Origin of the sequence: Streptomyces sp. NPDC059534, assembly GCF_042743475.1 — a bacterium.
Taxonomy (GTDB): domain Bacteria; phylum Actinomycetota; class Actinomycetes; order Streptomycetales; family Streptomycetaceae; genus Streptomyces.
The window spans coordinates 124,758-139,446 of sequence record NZ_JBHWAQ010000018.1; the positions used below are offsets into that span (position 1 = coordinate 124,758).

The 14,689-nt window shown below is 73.0% G+C and carries 14 protein-coding genes; 9 read left to right on the forward strand and 5 right to left on the reverse strand.

Annotated elements, in window-relative coordinates; translation table 11 throughout:
• Positions 1–10: 10 nt before the first annotated feature.
• From ACFVZH_RS21980 to hutU, 3 genes are all read right to left on the reverse strand, one after another.
• A complete protein-coding gene (locus ACFVZH_RS21980; protein WP_384899359.1) occupies positions 11–1,375 on the reverse strand; it encodes a formimidoylglutamate deiminase in 1,365 nt (454 codons plus the stop codon).
• Positions 1,366–2,562, reverse strand: a complete 1,197-nt coding sequence (locus ACFVZH_RS21985; RefSeq protein WP_384899446.1) for an allantoate amidohydrolase — start codon at positions 2,560–2,562, stop codon at positions 1,366–1,368. Before ACFVZH_RS21985 ends, ACFVZH_RS21980 begins: the two co-directional genes overlap by 10 nt.
• A gap of 92 nt (positions 2,563–2,654) precedes the next feature.
• Positions 2,655–4,319, reverse strand: coding sequence for a urocanate hydratase (hutU, locus tag ACFVZH_RS21990; RefSeq protein ID WP_384899361.1), 1,665 nt, complete (start codon positions 4,317–4,319; stop codon positions 2,655–2,657).
• Positions 4,320–4,424: 105 nt separating this feature from the next.
• Here hutU and ACFVZH_RS21995 point away from each other — a divergent pair, with 105 nt between their 5' ends.
• From ACFVZH_RS21995 to ACFVZH_RS22020, 6 genes are all read left to right on the forward strand, one after another.
• A complete protein-coding gene (locus tag ACFVZH_RS21995) occupies positions 4,425–5,750 on the forward strand; it encodes a diaminopimelate decarboxylase (protein ID WP_384899448.1) in 1,326 nt (441 codons plus the stop codon).
• Between the two features lie 57 nt (positions 5,751–5,807).
• Complete coding sequence (locus ACFVZH_RS22000) at positions 5,808–6,287, forward strand: SRPBCC family protein (protein WP_384899362.1); 480 nt, start codon at positions 5,808–5,810, stop codon at positions 6,285–6,287.
• A gap of 139 nt (positions 6,288–6,426) precedes the next feature.
• Positions 6,427–6,822 (forward strand): hypothetical protein, encoded by a 396-nt coding sequence (locus tag ACFVZH_RS22005; protein ID WP_384899364.1) that lies wholly within the window; start codon positions 6,427–6,429, stop codon positions 6,820–6,822.
• A complete protein-coding gene (locus ACFVZH_RS22010) occupies positions 6,819–7,601 on the forward strand; it encodes a transcriptional regulator (RefSeq protein ID WP_384899365.1) in 783 nt (260 codons plus the stop codon). The genes ACFVZH_RS22005 and ACFVZH_RS22010 overlap by 4 nt, the downstream gene beginning before the upstream one ends.
• A gap of 41 nt (positions 7,602–7,642) precedes the next feature.
• A complete protein-coding gene (locus ACFVZH_RS22015) occupies positions 7,643–8,035 on the forward strand; it encodes a roadblock/LC7 domain-containing protein (protein WP_384899367.1) in 393 nt (130 codons plus the stop codon).
• A gap of 66 nt (positions 8,036–8,101) precedes the next feature.
• Positions 8,102–8,473 carry a hypothetical protein gene (locus ACFVZH_RS22020; RefSeq protein ID WP_384899368.1) on the forward strand — a complete coding sequence of 124 codons (372 nt, stop codon included), beginning with the start codon at positions 8,102–8,104 and terminating at the stop codon, positions 8,471–8,473.
• 21 nt (positions 8,474–8,494) lie between these two features.
• On the opposite strand, the gene ACFVZH_RS22025 is transcribed toward ACFVZH_RS22020, so the two are convergent.
• Positions 8,495–9,334, reverse strand: coding sequence for a MurR/RpiR family transcriptional regulator (locus ACFVZH_RS22025; RefSeq protein ID WP_384899370.1), 840 nt, complete (start codon positions 9,332–9,334; stop codon positions 8,495–8,497).
• Positions 9,335–9,661: 327 nt separating this feature from the next.
• Entirely contained in the window at positions 9,662–11,050 is a 1,389-nt protein-coding gene (locus ACFVZH_RS22030) for a cystathionine beta-synthase (protein ID WP_384899372.1), read from the reverse strand.
• 139 nt (positions 11,051–11,189) lie between these two features.
• On the opposite strand from ACFVZH_RS22030, the gene ACFVZH_RS22035 reads away from it, so the two are divergent.
• The 3 genes from ACFVZH_RS22035 (at position 11,190) to ACFVZH_RS22045 (ending at position 14,683) form a co-directional block, all read left to right on the forward strand.
• On the forward strand, positions 11,190–12,260 hold the full coding sequence (locus ACFVZH_RS22035) for an SGNH/GDSL hydrolase family protein (protein WP_384899374.1): 1,071 nt from the start codon (positions 11,190–11,192) through the stop codon (positions 12,258–12,260).
• A gap of 111 nt (positions 12,261–12,371) precedes the next feature.
• Entirely contained in the window at positions 12,372–13,592 is a 1,221-nt protein-coding gene (locus ACFVZH_RS22040) for an acetyl-CoA C-acetyltransferase (protein ID WP_384899376.1), read from the forward strand.
• Between the two features lie 278 nt (positions 13,593–13,870).
• Positions 13,871–14,683: a hypothetical protein gene (locus tag ACFVZH_RS22045; protein ID WP_384899378.1), complete on the forward strand. Its 813-nt coding sequence runs from the start codon at positions 13,871–13,873 to the stop codon at positions 14,681–14,683.
• Positions 14,684–14,689 lie beyond the last annotated feature (6 nt).

Genomic DNA, 14,689 nt, shown 5'->3' on the forward strand with positions numbered 1-14,689 from the left:
GGTGTCTCCTTCAGCCGCGCAGCGCGGCGATCGAGTCCGCGAGGGCCTGGCCCACGTCCGGCACGGAGGCGTGGACGCCGTCCCGGACCACGTGACGGCCGCCCACGACCGTGTGCCGCACGTCCGCGGCCGACGCTGCGAATACCGCCGTCTCGGCTCCCAGACGCGGTACCGGTCCCGCTGTCCTGACGGTGTCCAGGGCGATCGTCGTGAAGTCGGCGAGGGCGCCCGCCTCCAGGGTGCCCGCGTCGGCCCAGCCGAGGGCCGCGTGGCCGTCGGCGGTGGCGGCGCGGAGCAGGGCGGCGGCGGTCCAGTGGCCGCGGGTGCGGGTGCGCAGGCGCTCGTTGAGCTCCATGGCCCGCGCCTCTTCCAGCAGGTCGACGACCGCGTGGCTGTCGCTGCCGAGGGAGAGCGGGGAGCCGGCGCGCTGGAGGGCCACGGCGGGACCGATGCCGTCCGCGAGGTCGCGTTCGGTCGTCGGGCACATGCAGGTGCCGGTGGTGGACGAGCCGAGGAGGGCGATGTCCCCGGGGGTCAGGTGGGTGTTGTGGACGCCCGTGGTCCGGGGGCCGAGGACGCCGTGCTCGGCGAGGAGCTGGGTGGGGGTGAGGCCGTGCGCGGCGAGGCAGGCGTCGTTCTCGGCGGTCTGCTCCGAGAGGTGGACATGGAGGGGGGCGCTCCGCTCCGCGGCCCACTGGGCGACGGTCGACAGCTGGTCGGCCGGGACCGCGCGCACGGAGTGGACGGCCGCTCCGATGCGTACGCCGTCCCGCTCCTTCAGGGCCGACACCCGTTCGGCCCAGCGGTCCGCCGTGCCGTCGGTGAAGCGGAGCTGGTGCTGCTCGGGGGCGGCGCCGAAGCCGGCGGAGAGGTAGGCGGTGTCGAGGAGGGTGATGCGGATGCCGGCCTCGGTGGCGGCGGCGATGAGCGCCTCGCCCATGGCGTTGGGGTCGGCGTAGGGGGTGCCGCCGGGCGCGTGGTGGAGGTAGTGGAACTCGCCGACGGAGGTGATGCCCGCGAGCGCCATCTCCGCGTACACCGCGCGGGCGAGGGCGAAGTAGCTGTCGGGGGTGAGCCGCTGGGCGACGGTGTACATGACCTCGCGCCAGGTCCAGAAGGTGCCGGAGCCGACCTGGACGGTGCCGCGCAGGGCGCGGTGGAAGGCGTGCGAGTGGGCGTTGGAGAGGCCGGGGATCGTGAGGCCGCGAAGGACGACGGCGCCGGGCGGCGGGGTGTCGACCCCGGCGTGGACGGTGCCGATGCGGCCGTCGCCGGTCCCCGCGGCGGAGTCGCCGGTGGACACGGTCAGGGTCACGCCCGGCTCGACGTTCGTGTCGAGCCAGGCGTGCTCCAGCCAGTACGTCGTCAGCGGCACGCCAGCTCCTCCAGTACGTCGGCGAGTGCGAGGACCCCGGCCACGCAGTCGTCCTCGGCCGCGGATTCGGCCGGGGAGTGCGAGACGCCGGTGGGGTTCCGTACGAACAGCATGGCGGTCGGGATCGATTCGGACAAAATACCCGCGTCGTGGCCCGCGCCGGTGCCGAGGACGGGGACCTTGCCCGACGCCCCGAGGATCCGGGACAGCTCGTCGCGCAGGGCGTGCGAGAAGTCCACGATCGGGGTGAAGGACTCCTGGACGACCGTGAGGTCGATGCCGTGGCGGGCGGCGAAGGCGCGGGCCTCCGCCTCGATGCCGGTGACGACCTTGTCCAGGGCGCCCTGGTCGGCGGCGCGGGCGTCGAGCCAGCCGCGGACCATCGACGGGATGGCGTTGACGCCGTTCGGCTCGACCGCGATCTTGCCGAAGGTGGCGACGGCGCCCGCGAGTTCGGCCTCGCGGCGGGCGGCGAGGACCGTCTCCGCGTAGGTCAGCATCGGGTCGCGGCGGTCGACGAGCCGGGTGGTGCCGGCGTGGTTGGCCTCGCCCGCGAAGTCGTACCGCCAGCGGCCGTGCGGCCAGATGGCGGAGGCGATGCCGACGGCGTCGCCGGACAGGTCCAGGGCTCGGCCCTGCTCGACGTGCAGCTCGACGAAGGCGCCGATACGGGCCAGGCGTTCCGGGTCGGCGCCGATGGCGGCCGGGTCGTGTCCGGCCGCCTCCATGGCCTGCGGGAGGGAGACGCCGTCGGCGTCGCGGAGCTCGTACGCCTGCTCCTTCGTCAGCCGGCCGGCGGTGAGGCGGGAGCCGACGCAGGCGAGGCCGAAGCGGGCACCCTCCTCGTCGCCGAAGTTGACGATGGCGAGGGGGCGCTTGAACGAGACGCCGCGGGAGCGGAGTTCGTCGAGCGCGGCGAAGGCGGACACGACGCCGAGGGGGCCGTCGAAGGCGCCGCCGTCGGGGACGGAGTCCAGGTGCGAGCCGGTGACCACCGCGTCGCCGGCCGTCGGGTCGCCGAGCCAGGCCCACTGGTTGCCGTTGCGGTCGGTCTCGACGTCCAGGCGGCGGGCCTCGGCCTGCATCCGGAACCAGAGCCGGCAGTCGGCGTCGGCCGGGGTCCAGGCGTAGCGGCGGTAGCCGCCGGAGGCCGCGTTGCGGCCGATGGGGGCGAGGCTGCGCCACATCGCGTGGAACGAGGGGGAGTCCGGTCGCCCGGCCCCCGCCGAGGCGGCCCGGGTGGAGCCGCGGGGCGCCTCGGCGGCGTCGTGGGACGAGGTCACGCGGAGTCACCCTCGCGCATCGGGACGCGGACGCCCTTCTCGTCGGCGACGCGCTCCGCGATGTCGTAGCCCGCGTCGACGTGGCGGATGACGCCCATGCCGGGGTCGTTCGTCAGGACGCGGCGGATCTTCTCGCCGGCGAGCGCGGTGCCGTCGGCCACCGAGACCTGGCCGGCGTGGATGGAGCGGCCCATGCCGACGCCGCCGCCGTGGTGGATGGAGACCCAGGACGCGCCGGAGGCGACGTTCACCATGGCGTTCAGGAGGGGCCAGTCCGCGATCGCGTCGGAGCCGTCGAGCATGGCCTCGGTCTCGCGGTACGGGGAGGCGACGGAGCCGCAGTCGAGGTGGTCGCGGCCGATCGCGAGGGGGGCGGCGAGGGTGCCGTTGCCGACCATGTCGTTGAACATGTCGCCGGCCTTGTCGCGCTCGCCCTGGCCGAGCCAGCAGATGCGGGCGGGCAGGCCCTGGAAGTGGACGCGCTCGCCGGCCATCTTGATCCAGCGGTGCAGGGACTCGTTCTCCGGGAAGAGCTCCAGGATCGCCTTGTCCGTCTTGTGGATGTCCGATGCCTCGCCGGAGAGGGCGGCCCAGCGGAACGGGCCCTTGCCCTCGCAGAACAGCGGGCGGATGTAGGCGGGGACGAAGCCGGGGAAGGCGAAGGCGCGGTCGTAGCCGGCGAGCTGGGCCTCGCCGCGGATCGAGTTGCCGTAGTCGAAGACCTCGGCGCCGGCGTCCATGAAGCCGACCATGGCCTCGACGTGCTTGGCCATCGACTCGCGGGAGCGCTGGGTGAAGCCGGCCGGGTCCTTCGCCGCCGCGTCGGCCATGTCGTCGAAGGCGACGCCGATCGGAAGGTAGGCGAGCGGGTCGTGGGCGGAGGTCTGGTCCGTCACGATGTCGATCGGGGCGCCCTCGGCGAGCATCTGCGGGAGCAGCTCGGCGGCGTTGCCGAGGAGGCCGATGGAGAGCGGGCGGCGGGCGTCGCGGGCCTCGGTCGCCAGCTGGAGGGCGTGGGCCAGGTTGTCGGCCCTGACGTCCAGGTAGCGGTGCTCGATGCGGCGCTCGATGGCGCGCGGGTCGACGTCGATGCAGAGGGCGACGCCGTCGTTCATGGTGACGGCGAGGGGCTGGGCGCCGCCCATGCCGCCGAGGCCGGCGGTGAGGGTGATGGTGCCGGCCAGGGTGCCGTTGAACTTCTTGGCGGCGACGGCGGCGAAGGTCTCGTAGGTGCCCTGGAGGATGCCCTGGGTGCCGATGTAGATCCAGGAGCCGGCGGTCATCTGGCCGTACATGGTGAGGCCGAGGTGCTCCAGGCGCCGGAACTCCTCCCAGTTCGCCCAGTCGCCGACGAGGTTGGAGTTGGCGAGGAGGACGCGCGGGGCCCACTCGTGGGTCTGCATGACGCCGACGGGGCGGCCGGACTGGACGAGCATCGTCTCGTCCTGCTTGAGCGTCCGCAGGGTGCGGACCATCGCGTCGAAGGAGCGCCAGTCGCGGGCGGCCTTGCCGGTGCCGCCGTAGACGACGAGCTTGTCGGGGTGCTCGGCGACCTCGGGGTCGAGGTTGTTCTGGAGCATCCGGAGGGCGGCTTCCTGCTGCCATCCCAGGGCGCTCAGTTCCGTACCGCGGGCTGCTCGTACGGGGCGGGGTCCTGACATGGCGGTGCCTCCTCGAATGTCGTACAGATATTCACATCCTGACGTGATGAATAGTTGTAGTCAACAGGGCCGCCCTCACCCGTCCTGGTGAAGACATGCACGAGGATGGGCCGCATGGCCTCCTACCGCCGTGATCTCGCCGTCCGAGCCTCCGTCGACCAAGGACTCCTCTCCCCCGCCGAACCGGTCGTCGCCCTCCTCGACACCGCCGGCATCCGCGCCTCCGCCGCCGCCCTGACCAGCGCTTTCGCGGCCGTCACCGACGCCCCCGTGCTGCACGCCTTCGCCGTGAAGGCCGCCCCGCTCGTGCCCGTCCTGCGCCTGCTCCACGAGGCGGGCCTCGGCGTCGAGGTCGCCAGCCCCGGCGAGCTGGCCCTGGCCCGCGCCGCCGGGATCCCGCCCACCCACACCGTGCTCGACTCCCCCGCGAAGACGCCGGCCGAGCTCCGCCAGGCCCTCGCGCTCGGGATCGCCGTCAACGCCGACAACCTCCAGGAGCTGGCCAGGCTCGACGCCCTCGTCGCCTCCGCGCCCACCGCCTCACGCCTCGGCCTCCGGGTGAACCCGCAGGTCGGAGCGGGTTCCATCGGCGCTCTCTCGACCGCGACCGCCACCTCGAAGTTCGGTGTGGCGCTGCGCGACGAGGGCGCCCGCAAGACCGTCGTGGCAGCCTTCCTGGAGCGGCCCTGGCTGACCCGGCTGCACACCCACACCGGCTCCCAGGGCATCCCGCTCGCCCTGATGACGGAGGGGGTCGGCGAGGCGTACGCGCTCGCCGAGGAGATCAACCGGACGGCCGGACGGCAGCAGATCGACACCCTCGACATCGGCGGCGGCCTGCCGGTCAACTTCGCCTCCGACGAGGAGACGCCGACGTACGCGGAGTACGCCCGGCTGCTCGCCGACACCGCCCCCGGGCTCTTCGACGGCCGCTACCGGCTGGTCACCGAGTTCGGCCGCTCCCTCCTCGCCAAGCACGGCACGGTCCTCGCCCGGGTGGAGTACACGAAGACCTCGGGCGGCCGCCCCATCGCCGTCACCCACGCGGGCGTACAGCTCGCCACCCGCACGGTCTACGCCCCCGCCTCCTGGCCGCTGCGCGTCCTGCCGTACGACGCCGAGGGCCGCCCGCGCGCCGGCGAGGTCACCGTCCAGGACGTCGCGGGGCCCGCCTGCTTCGCCGGGGACCTGCTCGCCGCGGAGCGCGCGCTGCCGCTGCTGCGCCCCGGGGACATCGTGGCCGTCCCGGACACCGGCGCGTACTACTTCGCCCACCACTACGCGTACAACAGCCTGCCCCGCCCCGGCATCCACGGCTTCACGGTGGCCGACGACGGGGCGGTGACGTTCACGGCCGTGCGCACGCCCCAGACGCTCGCCGAGATCGTCGCGGAGGCGGGCGGGGCACACGCGGACGCGCTCGTCCGGTAGCGGGGCCCGGCGGCCCGTCCGGTAGCGGGGGCCCGGCGGCCCGGCTTCCATGGAGCCATGACCGCTTCGGGCAAGGACACCACCTCCGTCGTCGTCGAGCGCCGGGTCGCCGCCTCCCCCGGCCGGGTCTGGGAGGCGATCACCGACCTGCGGGACATGCCCCGCGTGCTGTCCGGCGTCGAGAAGGTGGAGGTGCTCACCGAGGGCGTCTTCGGCGTGGGCACACGCTGGCGCGAGACACGGCGGATGCTGGGCAAGGAGGCCACGGAGGAGATGACGGTGACCGAGTGCGAGGCCCCCGAGCGGTACGTCACGGTGGCCGAATCGCACGGCATGCACTACGTCTCCGGGCTCACCCTGACGCCCGACGGCAGCGGGGGCACCACCCTGCGGATGGCCTTCTCCTCCCGGCCCGCCGCCGGCCGCACCCCGGGACTCGTCGCCCGGCTGCTCGCCCGCTTCGGCTCGAAGGCCGTCGCCAAGGCGCTGGCGAAGGACCTGTCCGACATCGCGAACGCCGTCGAGTCCCGGATCTGATCAACGCGCGGGATCAATTTCCGTCAGACAGAGGCATGTTCCGATGGAAAATGCCAGAACGCCTCCCCAGGGCCGGAACGTTGAGTAGCGTCACCGTCACTGCCGCACGTTCGCACGCCGCATTGGGAGGGGAATCCGCGTGCCCGGAATCGACGAGTGCCTTCTGGAGGCCATGGCCCTGCCAGGCGCTCGCGGAGCCTCCCTGGTCGACTGGACCAGCGGGCTCGCCCTCGGGACGACGGGTGAGTCACCGACCGGCGACCACGAGACCACGGCCGCCGAGACGGCCGAAATAGCCAGGGCGGCCGCCGAGTTCGACTCCTTCACCGCGAGCGGAGCACCGGACGCACCACCCGGCCCGCCGGTCGAGGACCTGATCGTCACCACCCGCGCCGGCTACCACGTCCTGCGTTTCGTCGAGACCTCCTTCGACAGCAGCGTATTCCTCCATCTCTGGCTCGACCGCGACACCGGCAATCTCGCCCTCGCCCGCATACGGCTGCGCGACCTCGCCGAGCGGCTGGTCCTCGGATGAGCCCCGCCGCCACCGCCACCGCCGCCCCGGTCTCCCCGATGCTGGTCCGGCTGGCCGCCGAGAAGGCCACCGGCGCCCTGCTCCGCGACCACGGCACGCTCTACCTCGTCGACGGCCGGGTCGTGCACGCCGAGAGCCCCGCCGCCCCCGGCGTCGACGTCCTGCTGACCACCGGCGGCCGGCTCCCCCGGGAAGGCTGGGACGAGGCCGTCGACCGGGCCGGCGCCCACCGCGCCGTCGGCCGCTTCCTCGTCGACAGCGGCCGGCTCCACGACGGCGAGCTGGAGATCTGCCACCTCGGCGCCGTCTTCGACGCGGCCTTCTTCGCCCTCTCCCCCACCAGCGGGCCGACCCGCTTCCGGTACGGGGTGGGGCACTGGTTCGGCACGGTACGGCCGGTCTCCGCCGAGGCCGTCGAGCGCGAGACCGTCCGCCGCCGCGAACTCCTCGACGCCGTCTGGCCGTACGCCTCCGTCGACACCGCACCGGTCGTGCCGCGCGCCGCCGGACCCGGTCAGAGCGTCGGCGCGCGCCAGCGTGCGCTGCTCGCCGCCGCCGACGGGGAGCGGACCCCGGCGGAGCTGGCGCGGCTGCTCGGCCGCCCCGCCTTCCACACCCTTCTCGACGTACGGCGGCTCGCCGCCGCCGGGCTCGTCGAGACCCCGCTCGTACCCGACTCCGTACCGCCACCGCCGGTGCTCTCACCGGCCCCGCCGGTCGCGGATCCCGACATCGCCCTGCTGCGCCGGCTCCGTGACGCCCTGGAGGCACACCTGTGATGAGGCGTGCCCTGCGCCTGCGCGCCGAGAGGAGACAGCTCATGACGGCAGAAGCCGAGGTCCTCGGCGAGCTCAGACGGCTGCGGGCCCGGCTCCCCCAGCTGACGGGGGCGCTCGCGGCCAGCGCGGACGGACTCGTGCTCGCCCACGACACGGTGGACGGCGAGGCCGAGAGCGTGGCCGCGCTGACGGCGGCGGCGCTCGGCGTCGGACAGCGGCTGACCGACTCCACCGGGCAGGGCCGCTTCCGCGAACTGCTCGTCCGCGGCGAGAGCGGCTATGTGGCGACGTACGCGGCGGGCGGCGCCGCCGTCCTGACCCTCCTCGCCGAGCCCCGCATCAACGTGGGCCGGCTCCATCTGGAGGCCCGACGGTCCAGCGCCCGGATAGGCGAACTCGTCGACGGCGCGCTGGAGCGCAAAGACCTGAACTGACGCGACCGAACGACGCGAGACCGAACAGAACCGTCCGATCAGCACACCCGAAAAGGAAGTACGACCATGGCGAACACCGAGACCTCCCTCAAGGAAGCGGCCTCCATCGAAGGCGCCATCGGCGCCGCCCTCGTCGACTACACCAGCGGCATGGCGCTCGGCACGATCGGCGGCGGCAAGGAGCTCGACCTGAACGTGGCGGCGGCCGGCAACACCGACGTCGTCCGGGCCAAGGTCCGGGCGATGGAGATGCTGGGGCTCAACGACGAGATCGAGGACATCCTCATCACCCTCGGCACCCACTACCACCTGATCCGGCTGCTCAAGGGACGCAACACGAGCGGTCTCTTCCTCTACCTCGCCCTCGACAAGGGCCGCGCGAACCTGGCGATGGCCCGCCACCAGCTGAAGAAGATCGAGAACGAGCTGGACGTCTGACGGGCTCGCGGGGCCCGCGGACTACTCCACGAACAGGCCCCGCGCCGCCGCCTTCGAGTCGAACTCCTCCAGGCGCGCCTGAGCGTCCGGGAGTTCGTCCGCCATGGCCTCCAGGAGGACCCGGCCGAGCATCATCGGCGCGCAGGCGGTGTCGAAGGCGAGTCCGGTGCCGACGGCGGCCGGGATGAGCAGGTCGCTGTGGGCGGCGACGGGCGCGAACGCCGACTCGGCGACGGTCACGACCGCGAGCCCGGCGGCCCGCGCGTACTCCAGCGCCTCGACGACCTCACGGGCGTGCCGGGGCAGCGCGAAGCACAGCAGGGCCGTGGCCCCGGCCCGTACGGCCGCGTCGACGCGGTCGGTGAGCATCGAGCCGCCCTCGTCGAGGAGGCGGACGTCGGGGTGCACCTTGGCGGCGAAGTAGGCGAAGCCGCGCGCCTGCGAGGAGGCGGCCCGCAGGCCGATGACGGGCAGCGGGCGGGAGCCGGCGAGCAGCCGGCCGGCCCGCACGACGGGCGCGGGGTCGGCGAGCAGTCCGGCGAGGTGCCGGAGGTTCTCGATCTCGGCGAGCACGGCCTGCTGGTACTCGTTGTGCTGTCGGCCGTCGACGCCGCCGGGTTCGGGGGGCGCGACCTCCCGCAGATGGCGGCGGAGCGCCGGGTACCCGTCGAAGCCGAGGGCGACGGCGAACCGGGTGACGGAGGGCTGGCTGACGCCGGCGAGCTCCGCGAGTTCGACGCTGGACAGGAACGGCACATCCCCGGCGCGCCGCACCATGCAGTGGGCGATCCGCCGCTGCGTCGGCGTCAGCCGGTGCCCCTCGAAGAGCGCCTGCAGCCGACCGGCCGGGCTGTCGCTCATGCCGCCCCCTCCCTATTCACCCGCCAATAACTCTGCATAAGGATATGCAGGGGGGTGAGGAGAGGGCCAGCGCGTACCGCGCCCGGGAAAGTGGACCGCGGGGACCGCCGCACCCCCGTTACCGGGGGGCGGGACGACGGCGGTCCCCGCGAGGGACACGGGCCCGGGTCAGGGCCGGTCTCCGCGTCCGCGACGTCTGTGGAGACCCGGGAGCCGCTCCGGAAGTCCGTGACGCCGACAACCACCAATGTGCCGGACGCGTGTTAAGCCGGTGCTGCGCGCACGTGTCACGCTCGTACCGGTTGTACGAAGAACCAGTTTCACGTACTACTTCGCGCCGCCGTTGGCCAGGAACGCCAGCAGGTCCTGGCGGCTGACGACACCGGTCGGCTTGCCCTCGACCAGCACGATCGCGGCGTCGGCGACGTCGCCCAGGACGGACATGAGGTCGGCGACCGGCTCGCCCGAGCCGACCTGCGGCAGCGGGGAGCTCATGTGGCGCTCCAGCGGGTCCTCCAGGGAGGCGCGCTGGGTGAAGAGCGCGTCGAGCAGCTCGCGCTCGACGACCGAGCCGACGACCTCGGCGGCCATGACGTCGGGGTGGCCGGCGCCGGGCTTCACGATGGGCATCTGGGAGACGCCGTACTCGCGCAGCACCTCGATGGCCTGGCCGACGGTCTCGTCCGGGTGCATGTGGACGAGGGAGGGCATGACGCCCTCCTTGTGCCGCAGGACGTCGGCGACGGTGGCGGAGGAGGTGTCCTCCAGGAAGCCGTGGCCGGCCATCCACTCGTCGCTGAAGATCTTCGACATGTAGCCGCGGCCGGAGTCGGGCAGCAGGACGACCACGACGTCGTCGGGGCCGAGCTCCTTGGCGACCTCCAGGGCGGCGACGACCGCCATGCCGCAGGAGCCGCCGACGAGGAGGCCCTCCTCCTTGGCGAGGCGGCGGGTCATCTGGAACGAGTCCTTGTCGGACACGGCGACGATCCGGTCGGTGACGTTCCGGTCGTACGCGGTGGGCCAGAAGTCCTCGCCGACGCCCTCGACCAGGTACGGACGGCCCGAGCCGCCCGAGTAGACGGAGCCCTCGGGGTCGGCGCCGATGACCTTGACGGAGCCGCCGCTGGCCTCCTTGAGGTAGTTGCCGGTGCCGGAGATAGTGCCGCCGGTGCCGACGCCCGCCACGAAGTGCGTGATCTTCCCGTCCGTCTGCTCCCAGAGCTCCGGACCGGTGGTCTCGTAGTGGGAGCGCGGGTTGTTCGGGTTGGAGTACTGGTCGGGCTTCCACGCCCCCGGGGTCTCACGGACCAGCCGGTCCGACACGTTGTAGTACGAGTCGGGGTGCTCGGGGTCGACGGCGGTCGGGCAGACGACGACCTCGGCGCCGTACGCCCGCAGCACGTTGATCTTGTCGAGGGACACCTTGTCGGGGCAGACGAAGATGCACTTGTAGCCCTTCTGCTGGGCCACGATCGCCAGGCCGACGCCGGTGTTGCCGGACGTGGGCTCGACGATGGTGCCGCCGGGCTTGAGCTCGCCGCTCTGCTCTGCCGCCTCGATCATCCGCACGGCGATCCGGTCCTTGACCGAGCCGCCGGGGTTGAAGTACTCGACCTTGGCCAGGACGGTCGCCTGAATACCCGCTGTGACGTTGTTGAGCTTCACCAGCGGGGTGTTGCCGACGAGGCTGATCATCGAGTCGTGGAATTGCACCGTAATCTCCGGGGTCTCCGTAATGGTGTGGCAAGCGTATGCGTAGTCGGAGCGGGTTACGGGGCAGTTAGACCCTGAACGGCTTGAAGGACCTGGTACCGCTCGACGGACCCAACGGCTTGAAGGAGGTGACGGCCCCATGTCGAGGGCGAGGGTGGCGCGCCGGATCGCGGCGGGTGCGGCGTACGGCGGCGGGAGCATCGGCCTGCTCGGGGTGGCGGCGGTGGGGGTCCTGCTGGCCGAGATGCAGCTCGCGAAGCGGACGGTCGGGGACGGGGCGGCGCCGCTGCCTCCGGGGGCGGACGGCCTGTACGGCCGCGCCTTCGGCACGGAGGACCCCCTGCGGCTGGCCCTTCTGGGTGATTCCACGGCGGCGGGGCAGGGAGTGCGCCGCTCGGGTCAGACGCCGGGCGCGCTGCTCGCCTCGGGGCTCGCGGCGGTGGCGGAGCGGCCGGTGGTGCTGCGGAACGTGGCGCTCTCGGGGGCGCGCTCGGACGACCTGGAGCGCCAGGTGTCGCTGCTGATCACGCAGCCGCTCGGCCCGCCGGACGTGTGCGTGATCATGATCGGGGCGAACGACGTGACGCACCGGACGGCGCCGACGGAGTCGGTGCGGCTCCTCTCGGCGGCGGTGCGGCGGCTGCGGACGGCGGGGGTCGAGGTGGTGGTCGGGACCTGCCCGGACCTGGGCACCATCGAGCCGGTCTACCAGCCGCTGCGCTGGCTGGCCCGGCGGGCCTCGCGGCAGCTGGCGGCGGCGCAGACGATCGTGGTGGTGGAGCAGGGCGGGCGGACGGTGTCGCTGGGCGACCTCCTGGGCCCCGAGTTCGCGGCGAACCCGCGCGAGATGTTCGGGGTCGACAACTTCCACCCGTCGGCGGAGGGGTACGCGACGGCGGCGATGGCCGTCCTGCCGACCCTGTGCGCGGTCCTCGGCGTCTGGCCGGAGGCGGACCGCCTGGAGCCCGCCCGTCACGAGAACATGCTGCCGGTCGCCAAGGCGGCGGCCGAGGCGGCGCGGGAGGCGGGCACCGAGGTGACGGGCGCCCGGGCCCCGTGGGCGCTGCTGAAGCACCGGCGCAGGCGGCGGCTGCCGGTGGCGGAGGGAGCGGCCGGGGCGACTTCGGAGGGGGTCGGCGAGGGGGTCGCGAAGAGGCCCGCGAGCGGGGCCGCGGACACCGCCACGGCGGCGGAGACCCCGGCCAACTGAGCGCTCGCTTAGAAAAGAGGCCCGCGTCACACCGCCTGAGCGGTGACCCCTGCGGTACGTACGGGTAACTTCCCTTTCAGTCCGCCCATTCCGCACCCTCATGGAGCCGTGATGCCCGAAGCCGTGATCGTCTCGACCGCCCGCTCGCCCATCGGCCGGGCCTTCAAGGGCTCCCTCAAGGACCTGCGGCCGGACGACCTCACCGCGACCATCGTCCAGGCCGCCCTGGCCAAGGTGCCCGAGCTGGACCCGCGCGACATCGACGACCTGATGCTGGGCTGCGGTCTGCCCGGCGGCGAGCAGGGCAACAACCTGGGCCGGATCGTCTCCGTGCGGATGGGCATGGACCACCTGCCGGGTTGCACGATCACCCGCTACTGCTCCTCCTCGCTGCAGACCTCCCGGATGGCGCTGCACGCGATCAAGGCGGGCGAGGGCGACGTCTTCATCTCGGCCGGTGTCGAGATGGTGTCCCGCTTCGTGAAGGGCAACTCCGACTCCCTGCCGGACACGCACAACCCCTACTTCGCCGACGCCGAGGCCCGCACCGTCGAGGTCGCCGCCTCCGAGGGCTCCACCTGGCACGACCCGCGCGAGGACGGCATCGTCCCCGACGCGTACATCGCGATGGGCCAGACCGCCGAGAACCTGGCCCGCCTGAAGGGCATCAGCCGCCAGGAGATGGACGAGTTCGGCGTACGGTCGCAGAACCTCGCCGAGCAGGCCATCAAGAACGGCTTCTGGGAGCGCGAGATCACCCCCGTGACGCTGCCGGACGGCACCGTCGTCTCGACGGACGACGGCCCGCGCGCCGGCGTCACCCTGGAGGGCGTGCAGGGCCTCAAGCCGGTCTTCCGCCCCGACGGCCTGGTCACCGCCGCCAACTGCTGCCCGCTGAACGACGGCGCCGCCGCCCTGGTGATCATGTCGGACACCAAGGCCGCCGAGCTCGGTCTGACCCCGCTGGCCCGGATCGTCTCCACCGGCGTCTCCGGCCTCTCCCCCGAGATCATGGGCCTCGGCCCGGTCGAGGCGTCGAAGCAGGCCCTCAAGCGCGCCGGCCTGACCATCGGCGACATCGACCTCGCCGAGATCAACGAGGCGTTCGCCGCCCAGGTCATCCCGTCCTACCAGGACCTGGGCCTGGACCTGGACAAGGTGAACGTCAACGGCGGCGCGATCGCCGTCGGCCACCCCTTCGGCATGACCGGCGCCCGGATCACCGGCACGCTGATCAACAGCCTCCAGTTCCACGACAAGCAGTTCGGCCTGGAGACCATGTGCGTCGGCGGCGGCCAGGGCATGGCCATGGTCATCGAGCGCCTGAGCTGAGCCGTGGCGGAGCGGCCCTGAAGCCGACCCGCGCCTCTCCCGGGCGCCCGGCGGCTAACCGCTCCGCGTCCGAGCCGTGACCGAATCTCCCCCAGGATGTGACCTACGTCCCGGGGGAGTTCGTTTTCCCAGGTCAGAGCCGGTTCGGGACTAAACACATGGCAGAAATACCTGTCCAATTCGTGACGTAATGCACTGACAGCCTGCCCCGTCCCAGGACAAGCTGATGTAGGAAGTCGGGGGATCGACTCGGAATCGGGAGTACGTCAGTGAGCGCCATGTCTCTTGCCCTGCTGCTGACCACGGCCGCTGCCACGGCCGTGGGCGCTGCTGCCCTGCACGCCGTCCGCGGTCTCCGCAAGGAGGTCACCGCCCTCCGCGGCGAGCTGGCCGCCGGCCACGGCATCACCGTGCCCGCCGCCCGCACGCCCGTCGCCGAGATACGGGCCGCGGTCGCGGAGGCGCTGGCCGAGGAGCGCGAGCGCGAGCTCGCCGAGGCGCGGGCCTTCTGGGCCGCGCAGGAGGCCCGGGACGCCGCCGACGCCCCGTCGCTGCTCGGCGGCTTCGGCGGCCCGGCGGACGACGGCGCCTTCTTCGTGCCGCGCCAGGCCGACTTCGCCGGCCTGGAGGCGATGGCCCTGGAGGCCATGGAGGCCGAGGCGGCCGCGCTCGACGGCCCCGACGCGCTGGACGAGTACCCCGAGGACTCGGCGGAGCTCGCCGCGGCCCGCCGCCGGCACCCCTCGCACCCGGACTTCGTGCCGGTCCAGACGCCGGTCGTCACCGACCACGAGCGGACGGTGGCCCGCCTGGAGGAGCTCGCCGACACCCGCACGGCGCTCACCGACGTGCGCCCCGGCCCGCTCGGCACCCTGGACGTGTACGTCTTCGCGGACGGCACCACGCTCTGCATGACCCCCGGCCACCGGGAGACCGCGGAGCTCCTCGCGGAGGCCCTGCGCTCCGGCCGGACCCCGGTCCTGCTCGGCGGCTCGGGTGTCTCGGGCGCCTTCGCCCTCACCTTCTCGTACGGCGACAACGACGAGGAGAACGTCTACATCCTCGCGGACCGCGTGATCGCCTCGCTCTGAGCGGGG